At 73.5% G+C, this 20,423-nt stretch carries 6 protein-coding genes; all 6 read left to right on the top strand.

Annotation, left to right across the window (positions count from 1 at the left end; all coding sequences use genetic code 11):
- Positions 1–19: 19 nt before the first annotated feature.
- The 6 genes from P3T34_RS16435 (at position 20) to P3T34_RS16410 (ending at position 20,416) form a co-directional block, all read left to right on the top strand.
- Complete coding sequence (locus tag P3T34_RS16435; protein ID WP_280666777.1) at positions 20–1,159, top strand: thioesterase domain-containing protein; 1,140 nt, start codon at positions 20–22, stop codon at positions 1,157–1,159.
- Positions 1,160–1,257: 98 nt separating this feature from the next.
- Entirely contained in the window at positions 1,258–7,968 is a 6,711-nt protein-coding gene (locus P3T34_RS16430) for a type I polyketide synthase (protein ID WP_280666776.1), read from the top strand.
- 28 nt (positions 7,969–7,996) lie between these two features.
- Complete coding sequence (locus P3T34_RS16425) at positions 7,997–15,202, top strand: beta-ketoacyl synthase N-terminal-like domain-containing protein (RefSeq protein WP_280666775.1); 7,206 nt, start codon at positions 7,997–7,999, stop codon at positions 15,200–15,202.
- Positions 15,203–15,213: 11 nt separating this feature from the next.
- Positions 15,214–16,839 (top strand): PfaD family polyunsaturated fatty acid/polyketide biosynthesis protein, encoded by a 1,626-nt coding sequence (locus tag P3T34_RS16420; RefSeq protein ID WP_280666774.1) that lies wholly within the window; start codon positions 15,214–15,216, stop codon positions 16,837–16,839.
- Entirely contained in the window at positions 16,836–18,653 is a 1,818-nt protein-coding gene (locus tag P3T34_RS16415; protein WP_280666773.1) for an acyl-CoA dehydrogenase, read from the top strand. Before P3T34_RS16420 ends, P3T34_RS16415 begins: the two co-directional genes overlap by 4 nt.
- Complete coding sequence (locus tag P3T34_RS16410; RefSeq protein WP_280666772.1) at positions 18,650–20,416, top strand: acyl-CoA dehydrogenase family protein; 1,767 nt, start codon at positions 18,650–18,652, stop codon at positions 20,414–20,416. Before P3T34_RS16415 ends, P3T34_RS16410 begins: the two co-directional genes overlap by 4 nt.
- The last annotated feature ends 7 nt before the right edge of the window (positions 20,417–20,423 follow it).

Below are 20,423 nucleotides of genomic sequence, written 5' to 3'. Positions count from 1 at the left end.
ATTCCCCTGGAGGGATCTCATGCAGCACGTCACCGCCGAGGACGCGCAGGCCTGGCTCATCGACAAGCTCGCCACCCGGCTGTCCATCGACCCCGAGCAGGTCAACGTCGAGCAGTACTTCGACGAGTTCGACCTCGACTCCACCGAGGCGCTGATCCTGGCCGGCGAACTGGAGAACTGGCTGGGCTTCGAGCTGGAGGCCACCGCGCTCTGGTATACCACCCGACCATCGCCGCGCTCGCCGAGCACATCGCCGAGGAGAGCAGCAACCGTGTCGCCACTGCCTGACAGACCCCGCGCTGCGGCCCGGCCCCTGCTGGCCCGGCTACGCCCGGCCGCGGGCCACGACCGCAGCCACGTCTACGCGGTGCACCCCGGCGCGCTGGCGGCCTCCGCCTGGGCACCCGCCGCCGCGGCGCTGCCCGAGGGCGCGGCGTTCGGACTGCTCGACCTGCAGCTCGTCCCGGAGTACTTCGCCGCCGTGTTCGCTCCCGAGCGGACCGTCATCGGCATCGAGGAGCTCGCCGCCCGCTGCCTGGCCGAGCTCACCGCCGCCCGCCCGGCCGACGCGCCGTTCGCGCTGGTCGGCTGGTCCTTCGGCGGGGTCGTCGCCTTCGAGATGGCCCGGCAGGCAGAGCGGGCCGGCCTCGGCGAGCTGCTGACCGACCTCGTGCTGCTCGACAGCATCGCGCCGGTGCCCGACTACCAGCGCGGCGAGGAGCTGCTGGAGCCCGAGATGCTGCTGCGCTGGTTCGCGATGTACCTGGCGGCCAAGCGCGAGCAGCCGCTGGACTGGCAGCCGGGACCGGTCGCCGAGCGCCGGCTGCCCGAGCTGCTGGCGGCCGCGACGGCGCAGGGCGTGCTGCCCGCCGACACCGAACTGCCCGGGCTGCGCAAGCTGTTCGACACCTACCTGGCCGGACTGCGGCGCAACAACCGGTTCGCGCTGGCCTACCGGCCTGGCGCGCTGGACCGCACCATCACCCTGCTCAAGCCCGCCGACTCGCTGCTGCCGAACGACGGAAGCCTGGGCTGGGACCAGCTCAGCACCCGGCCGCTGCGTCACCTCGACGTCGCCGGCGACCACTACACGATGCTCCGCCAGCCGGCCAACCTGGCCGTACTCGCCGAGCTGCTGGCCGAGCCGGCCGCTGTCTGACACCCGCGGAGCGGTGCCCCGGGACGCAGCCGTCCCGCTGTCGAGCACCCCCGATCCCACCGGGCTGCGGCCGCAGACCGATGATTGAGAGGACCCCCGTGAACGCACCGTCGACTCCGGACGCCACCCGGCGTCTGGCCGACACGCCCGTCGCCATCGTCGGGCTGGCGGGCCTGTTCCCCAAATCACCGAATGTGCGTGATCTCTGGCGCAACGTCGTGGGCGCCGTCGACTGCATCGAGGACGTCCCGGCCGGCCACTGGAACCTGGACGACTACTACGACCCCGACCCGATGGCCGAGGACAAGACGTACTGCCGGCGCGGCGGCTTCCTGCCGGAGATCGCGTTCAACCCGATGGAGTTCGGCCTGCCGCCGAACATCCTGGAGGTGACCGACATCCTCCAGCTGCTCAGCCTGGTGGTCGCCCGCGACGTGCTGCGCGACGCCGGCGCCGAGAAGTCCTGGTACGACCCGGGCCGGACCGGGGTGATCCTCGGCATCACCGGCGCCAACTCGCTCACCCAGCCGCTCTCCGCCCGGCTCCAGACACCGGTGCTCAAGGAGGTCGTGCGCAGCTGCGGACTCAGCGAGCGGGACGCCGACGAGATCGCCGACCGCTTCAAGAAGGCCTACATCCCGTGGGAGGAGAACTCCTTCCCCGGCATGCTCGGCAATGTGGTGGCGGGCCGGATCGCCAACCGCTTCGACCTCGGCGGCACCAACTGCACGGTGGACGCGGCCTGCGCCAGCTCGCTGGCCGCCGTCAAGCTCGCGGTCAGCGAACTGGTCGAGGGCCGGGCCGACTTGATGATCTCGGGCGGCTGCGACGCCGAGAACACCATCCTGATGTACATGTGCTTCAGCAAGACCCCGGCCTTCTCCAAGAGCGGGCTGATCCGGCCCTTCGACGACTCGGCCGACGGGACGTTGATCGGCGAGGGCATCGGCATGCTGGCGCTCAAGCGGCTGGCCGACGCCGAGCGCGACGGCGACCGGGTCTACGCGGTGCTGCGCGGCATCGGCACCTCCAGCGACGGCCGGTTCAAGAGCATCTACGCACCGCGCGCCGCCGGCCAGGAGGTCGCGCTGCGCCGCGCCTACGTCGACGCCGGTGTGAGCGCCGACGCCGTCGAGCTCTTCGAGGCGCACGGCACCGGCACGGCGGTCGGTGACCACACCGAACTCACCGCCCTCAGCGCGGTGGTGGCCGAGGCGACGGACCCCGCCGCGACCGGCGCGGAGGCCCAGCACGCCGCGATCGGCAGCATCAAGTCGCAGATCGGGCACACCAAGGCCGCGGCCGGCGCGGCCGGCCTGATCAAGGTCGCGCTGGCGCTGCACCAGAAGGTGCTGCCGCCCACCATCAACGTGGTCGCCCCGAGCAGCGCGGTGGACTTCGGCAAGACCCCGTTCTACGTCAACTCCCAGGCCCGGCCGTGGATCCTGGACCCCAAGCGCCCGGTCCGCCGGGGCGCCGTCTCGTCGTTCGGCTTCGGCGGCACCAACTTCCACATGGTCCTGGAGGAGCACGGCAGCGAGGGCGGCCGGGCCACCGTGCTCGGACCGGTCGCGCAGACCGGCGTCTGGCACAGCGCTGACCCGGCCACCCTGGCCCAGCGCCTGGCGGACGGCGCCGCGGCCGACCCTGAGGGCGCCATCCCGGCCGGGCACGCCCGGATCGGCATCGTCGCGCGCAGCGCCGAGGAGTTCGCCGAGCTGCGCACCCTCGCGGCGGGCCAGCTGCTGGCCCGGCCGACGGCGGACGCCTGGCAGCACCCCAAGGGCATCAGCTACCGGCGGGCCGCGCTCGCCGGTTCGGGCAAGGTGGCGGGCCTCTTCGCCGGCCAGGGCAGCCAGTACGCGGGCATGGGCCGGACGGCCGCGCTCGCGGTGCCGGCAATTCGGGCCGCCTTCGACCAGGCCAACCAGGGCTTCACCGAGGGCGAGACGCTGGGCCGGGTGGTCTTCCCCTCGCCCGCGTTCGACGACACCACCCGGGCCGCGCAGGAGGAGGCGCTGCGTCGAACCGAGTTCGCGCAGCCCGCGATCGGCGCGCTGTCGGTGGGCCAGTACCGCTGGCTCAGTGCGCTGGGCCTGTCGCTGGACGGCGCGATCGGGCACAGCTTCGGCGAGCTCACCGCGCTGTGGGCGGCCGGCTCGCTGCAGGACGAGGAGTTCTTCGCGCTGGCCCGGGCCCGCGGCGCGGCGATGGCGCCGCCGAAGTCGGCCCCGGCCGGCTTCGACGCGGCCGGCTTCGACCCGGGGGCGATGGCCGCGGTGCGCGCTCCGCTCGCCGAGGTCGAGGCGCTGATCGCGAAGTACCGCGAGATCACGGTCTGCAACCTCAACGCGCTGGACCAGATCGTGGTCGGCGGCCCGGTCGCCGAGATCGAGCGGCTGGTCGCCGACGCGACCGGCGGCGCGGTGTCGGTACGCCGGCTGCCGGTGGCCGCCGCGTTCCACACCCGCTTCGTCGGGCACGCGGCCGAGGCGTTCCGGGCCGCCGTGGCGCGCGAACGGGTCCGGGCGCCGCGCCTGCCCGTCTACGCCAACAGCCCCGGCGCCGCGTACGGCGAGGACGAGGCGGCGAACGCCGAGACGCTGGTCGGCCAGTTGCTGAAGCCGGTCGACTTCAGCGCCCGGATCAAGGAGATGTACGACGCGGGCTTCCGGGTCTTCGTCGAGTTCGGCCCCAAGCGGGTGCTGTCGGAGCTGGTGCGGCAGATCCTGAACGACCCCGAGGTGGTCGTGGTCTCGGCGGACGCCGGGCCCAAGAAGGACAGCGAGCTGGCGCTGAAGAGCGCCGCCGTCGAACTGCGCGTGCTGGGGCTGCCGTTGACCGGGATCGACGACGACGTCGAGCCCGAGGTGGCCGAGCCGGCTCGCAAGGGGATGGCGATCCCGCTGCGCGGCATCAACTTCGTCACAGACAGTCGACGATCCGCGTATAGAGAGGCACTCGAAGTGGAATACACCCCGGAGTCCCTGGTCGCGCCGCGACCGGCGGCCGTGGCGGTGCAGCCGGCGCCTGCGCTTGCAGCTCCCGCTGCGCTTGCCGCTCCTGCCGCTCCCGCCGCGGTGCCGGTGCTGGTTGGCGCCGCTGCCGACGACGTGCCGAGCGAGGAAGGGCTGCGGCTGCAGGGGCAGATCCTCGACACCCAGCTGGACGTGGTGCGCGAGGCCCTCCAGGCGCTGGAGCAGAACGCCGCGGCGGGCGGGCGGCCGGACACGGACGGCGCGCTGCGGCTGATCCGCGAGCACGGCGCGTCCATCGCGGCGGCGCATGAGCGGGCCACCCGGCTGCTGATCGAGGTCCTGCGGCCGCAGGACGAGACGGCGGCGGTGGCGGCTCCGGTGGAGGCTGCGGTTGAGGTTCCGGCTCCCGTGACTGCGGCTGCGGTTCCTGCGCCTGCGCCTGCCTCTTCCGAGCCGGCTCCGGTTGCTGGTGTGGCTGGTGCTGCTGTGCTGGCTGCGTTGTTGGAGATTGTGGCGGAGAAGACGGGTTATCCGGCGGAGATGTTGGAGCCGGAGATGGATCTGGAGGCTGACCTCGGGATCGACTCGATCAAGCGTGTTCAGATCATGGGTGCGTTGGCGGAGCGGTTCCCGGTGGCGACGGAGATTCAGCCGGAGCAGCTGGGTGAGTTGCGGACGTTGAGCGACATCGCGGGCTTCCTGGGCGGCGCGGCCGCAGAGACCGCCTCTGCCCCAACTGTGGTGGTGGCGGCCCCCGTTGAGGCGGTGCCGGTTGCTGGTGTGGCTGGTGCTGCTGTGCTGGCTGCGTTGTTGGAGATTGTGGCGGAGAAGACGGGTTATCCGGCGGAGATGTTGGAGCCGGAGATGGATCTGGAGGCTGACCTCGGGATCGACTCGATCAAGCGTGTTCAGATCATGGGTGCGTTGGCGGAGCGGTTCCCGGTGGCGACGGAGATTCAGCCGGAGCAGCTCGGTGAGCTGCGCACGCTGAGCGACATCGCCGGCTTCCTGGGCGGCGCGGCCGCAGAGACCGCCTCTGCCCCAACTGTGGTGGTGGCAGCCCCCGTTGAGGCGGTGCCGGTTGCTGGTGTGGCTGGTGCTGCTGTGCTGGCTGCGTTGTTGGAGATTGTGGCGGAGAAGACGGGTTATCCGGCGGAGATGTTGGAGCCGGAGATGGATCTGGAGGCTGACCTCGGGATCGACTCGATCAAGCGTGTTCAGATCATGGGTGCGTTGGCGGAGCGGTTCCCGGTGGCGACGGAGATTCAGCCGGAGCAGCTCGGTGAGCTGCGCACGCTGAGCGACATCGCCGGCTTCCTCGGTGGCGCGGCGGCAGACGCCGCCCCTGCCCCGACTGCGGTCGCGGCGGCCCCCGTCCGGATCGACTACCCCACCGCCCCCGGCATCGGCCGCAGCTTCGCGACGCTGCGCGAACTCCCAGCCCCCGACACCCTGGTGGACGCCTACCGGACCCGCCGCGCGGCCCTGCTGGTCGACGACGGCTCGACCCCGGCCCGTCCGCTGGTCGCCGCCCTGAAGTCGGCCGGCTGGCAGACCCACGTGCTGGTGCTGCCCGGTGCGTTCAGCGCGGTCGGGCAGGCCGACTCGGTCCGTACGCTGCGCAGTTGGGAGCCGGCCGAGCTGGCCCGAGTGGTCGCCGAGGTGCGCGCCGCCGCCGGCCAGCTGGACCTGGTGGTCCAGCTCGCCGCCGCGACGAGCGCCGCCTGGGACGACGCCGGTCGCCGGCTCACCCACGCCCTGCTGCTCGCCAAGGAGACCCGCTCGACGCTCACCGGGCAGTCGGCGAGCGGCCGTTCCGCCTTCGTGGCGGTCACCCAGCTCGACGGTGCGAGCGGCTACCGCGGTGTCAGCGGCCCGTCCGCGCTGCTCGGCGGTCTCGGCGGCCTGGTGAAGACGCTGGCCATCGAGGAGCCCGAACTGTTCTGCCGGGTGGTGGACTTCGCGCCCGGTCTGGACGAGGCCGTGCTGGGCCGTCGCTTTCTGGCGGAGCTGACGGACCCGGCCGCCTCCCCGATCGAGGTCGGCCACGACGCCGCCGGCCGTCGCACGGTGACGCTCTCCGTCACCCCGCCCCCCGTCGCGCCCACCGGCACCCCCGCGCTGACCGCCGCCGACGTCCTGGTGGTCACCGGCGGCGCCCGGGGTATCACGGCGGACTGCCTGCACAAGCTGGTGTCCGCCTGGCCGGCCGGGCTGCTGCTGCTCGGCCGCAGCGAGCTGGCCGAGGAGCCCGCCTGGGCCCGCGGCCTGGACGCCGCGCCGCTCAAGCTGGCCATCGTCCAGCAGCTCACCGCGCAGGGCGAGAAGCCCAGGCCGCGCGACGTCGAGGCGATCTTCCGAGGGATCACCGGCAGCCGTGAGATCGCGACGAACCTGGAGCGGCTGCGGTCGGCCGGCGCGACCGTCGAGTACCTGGTCGCCGACATCGCCGACCGCGAGGCCGTCCGCCGCGTACTGGTTCCGCACCGCGACCGGATCACCGGTGTGGTGCACGGCGCCGGGGTGCTGGCCGACCGCCTGATCGCCGACAAGTCGGCGGCCGACGTCGAGCGGGTGCTCGCCACCAAGCTGACCGGCCTCGGCAACCTCCTTGAGGTGCTGGACGGCGTCGCCCTGCGGCACCTGGTGCTCTTCTCCTCGGTGGCCGGCTTCTTCGGCAACCGCGGCCAGGCCGACTACGCGATGGCCAACGACGCGCTGAACCGGCTCGCGGTCTCGCTCAAGAAGCAGAGCCCGCAGACCCGGGTCAGCTCGATCAACTGGGGCGCCTGGGACGGCGGGATGGTCACCGACGAGCTGCGGGCGATGTTCGCCTCGCGGGGCGTCGACCTGGTGCCGCTGGCCACCGGGACCGGCATCTTCGCCGAGCAGTTCACCGCCGAGCACGCTGACGACGTGGTGATCGTGGCCGGTCCGACCGGTCCGCTCTCGGCCCCCGCGCCGATGGCCAACTCCTCTGCGGTGGTCGACCGTTCGCTGACCGGCCTGGTAGCAGAGCCGATGCTTGCTGATCACCGGGTGGGCGGCTCCGCGGTGCTGCCCGCGACCATGGCGCTCGGCGCGGTGCTGAACGTGGTCGAGGCGACCACCGGCACGGCGGTCACCCAGGTGCGGTCGTTCAAGGTGTTCAAGGGGGTCGTCCTCGGCGACCAGGGCCCGGCCCGGCTGCGGCTGGCGGTCGGTACCGGCCCGAAGTCGGCCGCCGGTGAGCTGGACGTGCTGGTCTCCGCGGTGGACGAGGCCGGCACCAGCCGCCCCGCCTACGGCGCGACCGTCGCGGACGGCGCCACCACCGCCCCGGCGGATCGCGGCGACCTCGCCGCCGCTGCCCGGGCGACCACCGGAACGGACGCCGCCCACCTCTACCAGGACGGCACGCTCTTCCACGGCCCCGCCCTGCAGGGCCTGCGCCGGGTGCTGGACAGCAGCCCCGAGCGCCTGCTGCTTGCTGCGAGCCTGCCCGCGAGCGACTCCGCCAAGGGCGCGTACGGCTCGGCCGTGCACCACCCCGCGCAGGCCGACCTGCTGCTGCAGGCCGGGCTGGTCTGGGTGCGGCTCTTCCGGGGCACCGCGAGCCTGCCACTGGAGATCGAGCGGATCACCCTGCACGCGCCGCTGCCCGCCGACCAGGAGTTCCTGATCGCGGTCGAGAACGTCATCCCCGGCAACTCGGGAGTCGTTGCCACCGTGACCGCGACCACGCTGGACGGCCGGGTGCTGCAGGTCCTGGAAGGGGTCGCACTGATCGAAGACCCGGAGTTGGACGGGAAGTTCCGTCAGTCGTCGCGCCTCGGCGCTCTCGCGGTCTGACCGCGGCGTCCCGGAGGCGGATCCCATCATGGGCAACTACGCGATCGTAGGACTGGCCTGCCTGTTCCCCGGGGCGGCCACACCCGACGAGTACTGGCAGAACCTGGTAGCGGGAGTGGACTCCCGCACCGAAGGCGGCTCCCGGATCTTCGGCCACCGGCCGACGGTCCGGGAGACCGACCCCGAGGACCGGCACCGGATCTACTGCACCCGGGGCGGCTTCCTCGACTCGTACTCCTTCGACCCCGCCGGCTACCTGCTGCCGGCGGACTACCTGGCGGGCCTGGACCGCTCGTTCCACTGGGCCCTGAAGACCGCGGCGGACGCGCTGTCCGACGCGGGCGACCCGCAGCGGGCGGCCGGACCGGCCAGGTGCGGTGTGGTCTTCGGCAACTACCCGTTCCCGACGCCCGCTTCGAGCCGGCTCACCGAGCCGCTCTGGGACACCGCGGTGACCGCCGGCCTGCGGGCCGCCGGTCTGCCGGGCGGCGCCGCGTCGCTCCCGGCGCCCACCGGCGGCCCGGCCGCCGCCCACAACCTGTGGGCGGGCGGTCTGCCCGCCCGGGTGGTGGCCGAGGCGCTGGGCCTGGGCGGCCCGCAGTTCACCCTGGACGCGGCCTGCTCCTCGGCGCTGTACGCGCTCAAGCTGGCCTGCGGCTACCTGGAGGCCGGCCGGGCGGATGTGATGCTGGCCGGCGGGGTCTGCGCGCCGGACCCGACCGTCATCCACCTCTCCTTCTCCGACCTGCGGGCCTACCCCGAGAACGGCTTCAGCCAGCCGTTCGACGCCCGCTCGCGCGGGATCATCACCGGCCAGGGCGCCGGGATGATCGCGGTCAAGCGGCTCGCCGACGCCGAGCGCGACGGCGACCGGGTGTACGCGGTGATCGACGCGGTGGCGCTCACCAACGACGGCACCGGCAAGCACCTGCTCGCCCCGAACGCGACCGGCCAGTGCGGCGCGTACCGGCTGGCGTACCAGCAGGCCGGGATCGACCCGAGCGCCGTGCAGTACCTGGAGTGCCACGCGACCGGTACCCCGCTCGGCGACGGCACCGAACTCACCGGCGTGAGCGACTACTTCGGCGCGCATGGCGAGGTGCCGCTGCTCGGCTCGGTGAAGGCCAACATCGGCCACCTGCTCACCGTCGCCGGCCTGAGCAGTCTGCTCAAGGTGGTGCTCGCGCTGGCGCACGGCACGCTGCCCCCGACGCTCGGCGTCGAGCAGCCGCTGCCCGGCGCCGCCGGCGAGCGGGTGGTCCGCGCGGCCACCCCGTGGCCCGCCGGACAGGTCCGGCGGGCCGGCGTGTCGGCGTTCGGCTTCGGCGGCACCAACGCCCACGTGGTGCTCTCCGAACCCGGCGCCCGGCCCGCCCCGGCGAGTGAGCCGGCCGAGCCGGCCGCGATGCCGACCCTGTCGATCATCGGCATGGGCGCGCACTTCGGCCCGTTCACCGACCTGGACGCGCTGGAACGGGCCGGCTACGAGGGCCTCGACGCCTTCCGGGAGCTGCCCGAGCACCGCTGGCGCGGCTTCCAGGAGAAGCTGGCGGGCAGCGATCGCGCGGGGTATGTCGAGTCCTTCGAGGTCGACACCGTCTCGTACCGGATCCCGCCCAACGACCTGGAGCACTTCAACCAGCAGCACCTGCTGATGACCCGGGTCGCCGAGGAGGCGCTGCGGGACGCCGGCTACCGGCGGCCCACCGCCCAGGACAAGGGCAGCACCGGCCGCCGGGTGGCGGTCGTGCTGGCGATGGAGATGGAGCCGAGTGCGCACGGGCACGGCGCCCGCTACGACCTCGGGCGCAAGCTCGCCCAGTGGTGCGAGTCGGCCGGCGTACGGCCCTCGCCCGAGCAGCTCGCCGCGCTCACCCGGGTGGCCAGGAACGGCATCCACGACTCCATCGAGCCCAACGAGGTGCTCAGCTACATCGGCAGCATCATGGCCAGCCGGATCTCCTCGCTGTGGAACTTCACCGGCCCCTCGTTCACGCTCTCCGCCGACAGCGCGAGCGGCGCCTGCGCCCTGGACGTGGCGCGGATCCTGCTGCTCGACCCCACCGTCGAGGCGGTGCTGGTCGGCGGCGTGGACCTGGCGGCCGGGCCGGAGTCGGCGCTCGCCCGCGAGCTGCTGGAGCCGGGCGGCAACGGCCGGCCGGCCGGTGAGGGCGCGGGGGCCGTGGTGGTCACCCGTCCGGAGCTGGTCCCGGCCGGGCACACCGTGTACGCCTCGCTGGACGGCCTGGCGATCGGCTACCCCGACAGCCCGTCCGTGCTGCCCGAGGTGCGGCCGGAGCTGGTGGCCCGCACCGCCGAGGCCGCGCTGGCGCAGGCCGGGCTGCGGCCCGCCGAGGTCGAGCTGGTCGAGGCGGGCTACGCCGGGATCGGCCGGGCCGGCGCGGACGAACTCACGGGCCTGGCCCGGGTCTGGGCCGGGGACGGCAGCGGGCAACTGCGCACCGCGCTCTCCTCGGCGGCCGCGACCCTGGGCGACACCGGCTGCGCCTCGGTGCTGGCCGCCGTCATCAGGGCAGCGCTCTGCCTGCACCACGGCTACCTCCCGGTGGCCTCCCGTCCGGTGGCCGCCGAACTGGTGGAGCGCTCCGCGTTCTTCCAGCCCGGCGAGTCGCAGCCCTGGCTGCGGGCCGACCGGGAGTCCCGGCGGGCCGCCGCGGTGAGCGTGCTCGGCAGCGCCGGCACCTGCGCCCACCTGGTGCTCACCGGCCGTACGGTCCGCGGTGAGCGGGTCGGCTCCGACTGGGCGCGTTCCGGGGCACCCCTGGTGGTGCCGGTCGGCGCCGACGGGATCTCCCAACTGGTCGACCGCATCAGCTGGTTGAAGGGCCGACTGGAGAGCGGGGCGGACCTCGGCGCACTGGTCGAGGAGAGCTCGGACACGGCTGCGGCCGCCCGGCTGCGGGTGGCTCTGGTCGCCGACGACCGGGCCGGCCTGATCCGCCAACTCGCCCAGGCGGCCCGGGATCTGCCCGAGGTGCACCGCACCGGGGGCGACTGGGCCGCGCCGTCCGGCAGCTTCTTCACCTCCCGGCCGGTCGGCTCGGGCGGCAAGGTGGCGCTGGTCTTCCCGGGCGCGTTCAACTCCTATCTGGGGCTGGGCAGCGCGCTCTTCCGCGCGTTCCCCGGGCTGCTGCCGAAGTTCGAGGAGCAGACCCCGCGCCCGGCCGAACTGCTGCGCGCCGCCGCGCTCTACCCGCGCACCGCGGTGCCCGCCGACCGGCGGGAGCTGATGCGGCTGGAGGGTGCGCTGATCGAGGACATCCCGCTGATGCTGGCGGCCGGCACCAGCTTCGCCCTGCTGGCCACCGACCTGGTGCGGGAGCTGCTGGGCATCAAGGTGCACGGCGCCTTCGGCTACAGCCTCGGCGAGTCCAGCATGATGTTCGCGATGGGGGGTTGGGCCAAGGGCGCACGCAACGACGTGAAGATCAGCGCCTCGCCGCTCTTCGTCGACCGGCTGCGCGGACCGAAGCTGACGGTACGTCAACTCTGGTCCATCCCATCGGAGGTGCCGGACAACGAGGTCTGGGGCACCCATGTGGTGCTCGCCCCGGTCGGTGAAGTCCGGGCGAAACTGCCGGACTTCGACCGGGTCTTCATCACCCATGTCAACACGCCGGACGAGGTGGTGGTGGCCGGCGACCCGGCCCAGTGCAAGGACCTGATCGACGCACTGGCCTGCCGCAGCGCCCGTGCCCCGGCCAACCACGTGATGCACTGCCCGGTGGTCGACTCGGCGCTGGAGGAGCTGGCCGACCTCAACCGCTACCCGGCGGGCGAGGTCGGCGACACGGTGCTCTACAGCAGCCGGCACTACGCGCCGATCGAGGAGTTCGGCGAGGAGCAGATCGCCCGCAACATCGCGGTGACCCTGCGCGAGACGGTCGACTTCCCCCGGCTGGTGCAGGCTGCCTACGCGGACGGGTACCGCTGCTTCATCGAGGTCGGCCCGTCCAGCACCTGCGCCCGCTGGGTGCAGGAGACGCTGGGGGCCGCCCCGCACCTGTCGGCCTCGGTCGACCGGCGCGGCTCGCGCGGGGTCTCCGACCTCGCGCGGCTGGTCGCGCGGCTGGTCAGCCACGGGGTGCCGGTGGACCTGGGGGTCTTCCGGCCCGGTCCGGACGCCGCCGCGAAGCCGCCGGGTGTGCGGACCTTCGCGGTCGGCGGCGAGCCGGTCGCCGCCCTGGTCGAGGCGGGCGCCGGCGCGCTGGCCGCGACCTGGCCGACCGGTCTGCCGCTCATCCCCGAGCCCGAGCCTGCGCTCATCCCCGAGCCCGCGCCCGAGCTTGTTCTTGTGCCGGCCGCCGGCGCCACCACTGCCGCCGCCGCACCCCTGCCCCCGTCCGTGCGACCGGCCACCACCCCGGCGCCGAGGACGGCCCCCGCTCCGGTCGCCCAGGCCGCCGCCACCGAAACGGAACCCACCATGTCTCAGCGACCTGCCGCGCCGCCCGCCCCCGTAGTCGCCCTCGTCCTGGAGCGTGAGCCGATCACCATGGTGCCGCTCGCCGCCGTCCAGCTGGCCGGCCCCCCGGCGCCCGCCCCCGCGGTCGCGCCTGCCGTAGCAATCGCGACCGCGCCGGAGCCCGCACCGTGGACCGGCGCGGCGGGCACCGCCGCGAAGCCGGCCGCCGCCCCGCTGTCACCGGCGCCGACCCCGCGCCCGTCCAGCGTGGCCGAGCTGCGCCGCCAGATGCTGGCCGCCCACCAGGAGGTGCTGGCCGGTCAGCACGAGCTGCGCCGCCAACTGACCGAGCTGCTCTCGGCCGTGGCCCCCACCACCACACAGCTGAAGCCGCGCCCGCCCAAGCCCGAGGGCGTGATCTGGGACGAGCACGACCTGCTGGAGTTCGCCACCGGCCGGGTCTCGGCGGTCTTCGGCGAGAAGTTCGCCGAGATCGACACCTTCCGCCGCCGGGTCCGGCTGCCCGCCCCGCCGTACCACTTCGCCACCCGGGTCACCAAGCTGGACGCCGAGCCCGGCGAGTTCCGGCCCTCGTTCATTCGTACCGAGTACGACGTGCCCGAGGACGCCTGGTACGCGGTCGACGGCCAGGTGCCGCCGGCCGTCGCGATCGAGGCGGGCCAGTGCGACCTGCTGCTGATCTCCTACCTGGGCGCGGACTTCACCAACCGGGGCGAGCGGGTCTACCGCCTGCTGGACAGCAGTCTGACCTTCCACGGCGACCTGCCGCAGGTCGGCCAGACGCTGCGCTACGACATCTGGATCGACCAGTTCGTCCGGCACGGCGAGACCATGATCTTCTTCTTCCACTACGACTGCTACGCCGATGGCAAGCTGATCCTCCAACTCAACAACGCCTGCGCCGGGTTCTTCACCGACGAGGAGCTGGAGAGCTCGCTCGGCATCATCGAGGGCACCCTGCGCCGCAAGGACGCGGACCCCGCGCCCGACGGCATCACCCCGAGCGCCTTCAAGCCGATCGCGATCAGTGAGCGCACCACGCTGAGCGCCGCCGACCTGGCGCTGCTCGCCGAGGGCGGCATCGGCGAGGTGTTCGGTCCCGAGCACGCCCGCCCCGAGGGCACCAACCCCTCGCTGCGGCTGCCGAACGAGCTGCTGCGGATGGTCGACGAGGTCACCCTGCTCGACCGCACCGGCGGCGGTTACGGCCGCGGCCGGATCGAGGCCGTCAAGCACCTGGTGCCGGACGGCTGGTACTTCGACTGCCACTTCAGCGACGACCCGGTGCTGGCCGGCTCGCTGGTCGCCGAGGGCGCGGTGCAGCTGCTGCAGACCTATGCGTTCTCGCTCGGCCTGCACCTGGCCCTGCCGGACGCCCGCTTCCAGCCGGTGCCCGGCCTGCAGACCGAGGTCAAGGTGCGCGGGCAGATCACCCCCGACTGCGCGGAGATCCGTTACCAGCTGGACATCACCGAGCTGAGCCTGCTGCCCAGGCCCACCGTGGTCGCCGACGTCCTGGTGCTGCGCGACGGCAAGCCCGCGATCAGCGTGCGCGGCCTGGCGATCCGCCTCCAGGAGAAGCCCGGCACCCCGTTCCGCCCCGAAGCCGGCGGCGCGACCCCGCACTTCCTGGGCCGGCGCAACCGCTCGGGCGAGCCCGCGCTGCTGAACGAGTTCCACATGGCGCACGCTGCCAAGGGCGACCTGGCGGTCGCGATGGGACCGGAGTTCGAGGTCTACGCCGACAGCCGGGCGCCCTACATCCCCAACGGCGACTTCCTGTTCGTGGACCGGGTGCAGGCCCTGGAAGGCGTCCGCGGCGCGGCCAAGCCCGGTGCCGTAATGGTCACCGAGTACGACGCGCACGCCGACTCCTGGTACTTCGCCGAGAACGGCTACCCGGCGATGCCCAACTGCGTCTACATGGAGTCCAGCCTGCAGGCCGCGATCCTGCTCGGCTACTACCTCGGCGCGACCCTGGACTCGCCCGCCGAGCAGTACAGCATCCGCAACCTGGACGGCCGGGCCACCCTGGTCAAGGACGTCGACCTGCGCGGCAAGACCGTCCGCCACCACTCCACACTGCTCTCCAACGACGCCATCCCCGGCGCGATCCTGCAGAACTACCGCTACGAACTCTCCGCCGACGGCGAGGTGTTCTACACCGGCGAGTCGCTCTTCGGCTTCTTCAACGAGAAGGCGCTGGCCAACCAGGTCGGCCTGGACGGCGGCAAGCACGTCCCGCAGTGGCTGGACCAGCAGCCGGCCCGCCCGGCCGGGCTGCGCCGGATCGAACTGGCCGACTACCGCGCGGCCGAGCCGGGCCGCGGCGGCGCCAAGCTGGCGCGCGGGCGGCTCGACCTCGTCGAGTGGATGGAGCTGGTGCCCGACGGCGGCAAGCACGCCGCCGGCTACCTGCGCGGCCACCGCTCGATCCGGCCCGAGGAGTGGTACTTCAGCTGCCACTTCCACCGCGACCCGGTGATGCCGGGCTCGCTCGGGGTGGAGGCGGTGCTCCAGGCGATGCAGGTCTACGCGGTGGAGACCGGCCTGACCGCGGGCCTGGCCGACCCGCACTTCGCACTGGCCGCCGGGGTGCAGACCACCTGGCGCTACCGCGGCCAGATCCTGCGCACCGATCCGGACATGGAGTTCGACGTGCACATCCGGGAGGTCCGGCGCGAGGGCGGCCGGATCGTGCTGATCGGTGACGCGAGCGTCTGGAAGTCGACGCTGCGCATCTACGAGCTGGGCGGCGTCAGTGTCGAAATCCGCGACGGACAGTGAGGAGCACCCCCATGAACTTCCTTCAACTCCCCAGGTGGGCAGGGACGCAGGAGCCGGACTCCAGTGAGGCCGGGGTGCACCGCGCACTGCTGCGACTGACCGAGCCCTGCTACATCGTGCGCGGCCCGCGCGGCCTCGCCGCCGTCACCGGCGGCACGGTCGGCGGGTACGGCGACCACGAGATCGTCGCGGCCGTCCCGCCGCTGGGCCCCGAACGCCTCGGCAGCGCGGCCTTCCTGGCGGCGCACGGGGTCGACTACGCCTACATGGGCGGGGCGATGGCCAACGGCATCGCCTCCGCCGACATGGTGATCGCGCTGGCCCGGGCCGGCTTCCTCGGTTCGTACGGCGCGGCCGGCCTGCTGCCGGAGGCGATCGAGAAGGCGCTGACCCGGTTCCGCGAGGAGATCCCGGGCCTGCCCTACGCCTGCAACCTGATCCACAGCCCGAGCGAGGAGCGCCTGGAGCGCTCGGCCGTCGACCTGTACGTGCAGCACGGGGTCCGCTGTGTGGAGGCCTCGGCCTTCCTCGCACTCACCCCGCACCTGGTGCGCTACCGGCTGGCGGGCCTGGAGGCCGGCGGGCCGCACGGCGTGCTGGCCCGCAACCGGGTGATCGCCAAGGTCTCCCGGCCCGAGGTGGCCGAGCAGTTCATGCGCCCGGCACCCGAGGCGATGGTCAGGGCGCTGCTCGCGGCGGGGGAGATCACCGCCGAGCAGGCCCGGCTTGCCGCCCTGGTGCCGGTGGCCGAGGACATCACCGTCGAGGCGGACTCCGGCGGCCACACCGACCGCCGTCCGCTGCCCGCGCTGCTGCCGGTGATCCTGCGCCAGCGCGACCGGATCGCCCGGGAGACCGGTCTGCCGCAGCGGATCCGGATCGGCGCGGCGGGTGGCATCGGCAGCCCGGAGGCGGCCGGCGCGGCCTTCGCGATGGGCGCGGACTACATCGTCACCGGCTCGGTCAACCAGTCCTGCCTGGAGGCCGACACCTCGACCGCGGTCAAGGCGCTGCTCGCGCAGGCCGACATCGCCGACTTCGAGATGGCGCCCGCCGCCGACATGTTCGAGATGGGCGTCGAGCTGCAGGTGCTCAAGCGCGGCACGCTCTTCCCGATGCGGGCCAAGCAGCTGTACGAGCTGTACCGGACGTACGACGGGATCGACGCGATCCCGGGGCCGGTCCGGGCCCGGCTGGAGCAGCAGGTCTTCCGGCGCTCACTGGAGAGCGTCTGGGAGGAGACGGTGGACTACTTCGGCCGCCGCGACCCCGACCAGCTCGCCCGCGCCGCCGACCACCCGCGCCGGCGGGCCGCGCTGATCTTCCGCTGGTACCTGGGGATGGCCTCGCGCTGGGCCAAGGTGGGGGAGGCCGAGCGCGGTCCGGACTACCAGATCTGGTGCGGCCCGGCGATGGGCAGCTTCAACAGCTGGGTGCGCGGCAGCTACCTGGCCGCGCCCGAGCACCGCCGGGTCGCCGACGTCGGCCGCCACCTGATGATCGGTGCGGCCTTCCAGCTGCGGCTCTCCGCGCTGCGGGCGGCCGGGGTGGAGCTCTCGCCCGGCAGCTCCGGCTACCGTCCGGCGCCCGAGGAGCAGTCGGCGCTGCCCGAGCCGATCCTCCGGGGGACACCGTGACGCTGGTCCAATCCCTCAGCGCCGCCGAGCAGTTGGAGTCGGTGCTCGGCGACCCGTGGCAGCCCGCCAACCCGTACGGCTTCGCGGCCGGGGTCCAGCGCGACCTGCTGGGCCGGTTCCCGACGGCCTTCGCCCGCGAGCTGCGCCGCAACGGGTTCCAGCTCAGCTGCCTGCCGACCGCGCTCGGCGGCACGCTGGCCTCGATGGAGCAGACCCTGCTGCTGATCCGCACCGCCGCCCGCCGGGACGCCAACGCGATGCCCGCGACGCTCTTCAGCGTCTCGGCGGTGATGGCGGTGCTGGCGGCCGGGGACGCGGCGCAGCGTGAGCTGGTGGCGAGCTGGGTGGCGCAGGGCAGCACGCTGGCCTTCGCGCTCTCCGAGGAGCACGCCGGCAGCGACGTGCTGGCCAACACCTGCCGGCTGCGGCCGGCTCCCGGCGGCTGGCTGCTCAAGGGCACCAAGTGGCTGGTGGGTCGGGCCTCGGACGCGGACGCGGTCTTCGTGGTGGCGCGCACCGGCGAGCGCGGTCCGGGGGCGTTCAGCGCGGTCCTGCTGGGGCCCGAGCAGCTGGCCGACCCCCGGGTGCGGCGCCGGCTGAGCACCACGACCACCGGGATGCGCGGTGTGGACTTCGCCGACCTCTCCTTCGAGGACTGCCCGGTCCCGGCCCAGACCATGGTGGGCCGGGCCGGCGAGGGGTTGGCCGGGGCGCTGCGGGCCCAGCAGGTGGTCCGGCTGATGAGTACGGCCGGCTGCCTGGCCACCGCGGACACCGCGCTGCGCACCGCCCTGCGGTTCGCCGGCTGCCACCGGGTGGGTGGCCGCCCGGTGGTGGAACTCCCGTATGCCGAGCGCGAGTTGGCGGTGGCTGCGGCGGAGCTCTGCGCGGCCGACCTGACCGGCCAGCTGGCCGGTCGACTGCTGCATCTGGCGCCGGCCCGGTTCGGGCTGAGCTCCTCGGTGGTCAAGCGGGTCGCCACCCTGCTCACCGGCTCGGTGATCCGGCGCTGCCGCTCGGTGCTCGGCGCCCGGGCGGTGCTGGTCGGCGGGCCGGGCGCGGTGCTGGACAAGGCCGCCCGGGACAACGCGATGGTGGAGGTGATCGACACCAGCGCGCTGGGCAACCTGCGGGCGATCGCCCTGCAGCTGCCGGGCTACGCGACCCGCGCCGGAAGTCCGGCCGAGCCTGCGGGGCTCTTCGAACTGGGCACGTCGGTACCCGAGTTGGACCCGTCGCTGCTCGATCTCGGGGTGCGGCCGACCGACCCGGTGCTGCACGGCCTGTTCGGCGGCGCGGCCGCGATCGCCGAGGACCTGCGCGCCGCGGCGGTCGGCGGAGACCCGGCGGCCGCCCGTGCGGCGGAGCTGGTCATGCTGCTCGCCGAGAGCCTGGAGCGGCTCTTCGCCCAGGCTGCCGAGGCTCAGCGGGACCCGTCCCGGGCCCTGCGCTGCTCGGCCGAGCTGCTCGATCTGGCCGACCGGCTCTGCCCGTTGTACGCGGCGGCGGTCGCCGCCCAGGTCTGGCGCGCCAACCGCGGGCGCGCCCTCTACGGCGGCCCGCCCGGCGCCGCCGACTGGCTGACCGCGGTCCTGGAGGCGCTGCTCGCCACGGCCGACGGCCGCGACCCGCGCCAGGCCGGCCCCGCGGTGCTGCCCGCCTACCGCCGGGTCGCTGAACTCCTGGACACCGGAAGGCTGTTCACCGCGCTGCCGCACCGGCTCGCGGAGAGCTGGGCCGAGCCGACCGACCCCGCACCCGACCTGGAGCGCCTGCTCGCCGCGCCGTGCCTCTCGAAGGGAGAGCCGCAATGACCGACCTGCTCGCGCTGATGCGCGACCTGGAGCAGTACCTGGGCGATCCGCACGACCCCGCGAGCCCGATGCCCTACCGCCGGATCCTGGAGCTGGACGAACGCGAGGAGTACCCGCACGAGTTCGTCGACCTGCTGCAGCGCTGGGGCCTCTACGACTGGATCGTGCCGGCCGCCAACGGCGGCCGCGCGGTCAACGTCGAGGACGGCTTCAACCTGTTCCGGCTGGTCGCCCGCCGCGACCCCACCACCGCCACCGCGATGGTGCTCACCAGCCTCAGCTACATGCCGGTCTGGGTGGCCGGCGACCCCGAGCAGCGCCAGCACTACGCCGACCTGGTGATGGGCGGCGGCAAGATGGCCTGGGGCCTGTCCGAGCGCCGGCACGGCAGCGACATCCTGGCCAACGAGATGTCCGCCCGCCGGGTGGACGGCGGCTGGGTGCTGAACGGCGAGAAGTGGACGATCGGCAACGCCACGGTCGCCGACGTCGTGATGCTGCACGCGCGCACCGGCGAGAAGGCGGGCCCGGCGGCCTACTCGGTCTTCGCGCTGGAGAAGCGGCTGGTGGCTCAGGGCCAGTTCGAGGAGCTGCCGGACATGGCGCTGCACGGACTGCGCGGCCTGGACATGAGCGGCATCAGCCTGCACGACTGCTTCCTGCCGGACGCCGCGCTGCTCGGCCGGGTCGGCCAGGGCCTGGAAATCGCCCTGAAGAGCAGCCAGTTGGCCCGGGTGGCGATCAGCAGCATCGCGATGAGCTGCGCGGACACCGCGCTGCGCAGCACCCTGGACTTCGCCGCCCAGCGGGAGATCTTCGGCAGTCTGGTCGTCGACATCCCGTACTCCCGGCGCCAGTTGGCCGAGTGCTTCGCCGAACTGCTGATCGCCGACGCGGTCTCCTGGGGCGCCGTCCGCAGCCTGCAGCTGAGCCCCGACCAGACCAGTATGTGGTCCTCGCTGGTCAAGTACTTCGTGCCGGCCCTGCTGGAGGGCACCGTCAACCGCCTCTCGGTGGTCCTCGGCGCCCGCTTCTACCTGCGCGAGGACCCCCGGCACGGGATCTTCCAGAAGACGCTGCGGGACTTCCCGATCTCCAACTTCGCCGACGGCAACAGCGTGGTGAACCTCAAGAACATCGCGCTCCAGCTGGAGCCGATGTTGGAGAACGCGCTGCACGGCGACCCGGCGCTCGCCGAGCGGGCCGCCGAGCGGATCGTCCCGCTGTTCGATGCGAGCCGGCCGATGGAGCCCTACCAGCCCGTCAGACAGCAGCTGTTCAGCCGCGGCACCGACGACCTGGTGCTGTCGCTGCCCGCCGCCGTCGAGGGCCTGCGGCAGGCCGCGCAGCAGGCGGACGGACCGCAGGCCGGCTGGCTGGCCCGCGCCGCGGACGCCGGAGCGCTGCTGGTCCAGGAGCTGCACCGGCTGGGCGCCGAACGCGAGAAGCTCGTCGCGGACCTCGGCCGGGCTGCCGCGCAGTCGGCCGAACTCTTCGACCTGGCCAAGCAGTACGCCGTGCTGGGCGCCGCGACCGCCTGCATCCGGATCCACCTGGACGGCGGCGACGCCATCGACGAGCGGCTGCGCTCGGGCGCGGTGCTGCTGCTCTGCCTCGACCAGCTGCAGCAGCGGCTGCACCCGACCCGGCGGATCACCGGGCCCGCCGAGACCGACGCGGTCGCCGAAACACTGCTGGCGTTCCACCGGGAGTCCCGGCTCTTCTCCCTGCGGGCCTTTGAACTGGCCCCGGCTGCCGACTAGGAGGCCA

The sequence above is a fragment of the Kitasatospora sp. MAP12-44 genome (assembly GCF_029892095.1).
Classification (GTDB): Bacteria; Actinomycetota; Actinomycetes; order Streptomycetales; family Streptomycetaceae; genus Kitasatospora.
The sequence above is the reverse complement of the archived record's forward strand: the minus strand, read 5'-3'. Positions and strand labels throughout refer to the sequence as shown.

Excerpts from the sequence above, each read along its gene's own strand:
- P3T34_RS16435 (WP_280666777.1), top strand. The coding sequence starts at position 20 with ATGCAGCACGTCACCGCCGAGGACGCGCAGGCCTGGCTCATCGACAAG.
- P3T34_RS16425 (WP_280666775.1), top strand. The coding sequence starts at position 7,997 with ATGGGCAACTACGCGATCGTAGGACTGGCCTGCCTGTTCCCCGGGGCG.
- P3T34_RS16420 (WP_280666774.1), top strand. The coding sequence starts at position 15,214 with ATGAACTTCCTTCAACTCCCCAGGTGGGCAGGGACGCAGGAGCCGGAC.
- P3T34_RS16410 (WP_280666772.1), top strand. The coding sequence starts at position 18,650 with ATGACCGACCTGCTCGCGCTGATGCGCGACCTGGAGCAGTACCTGGGC.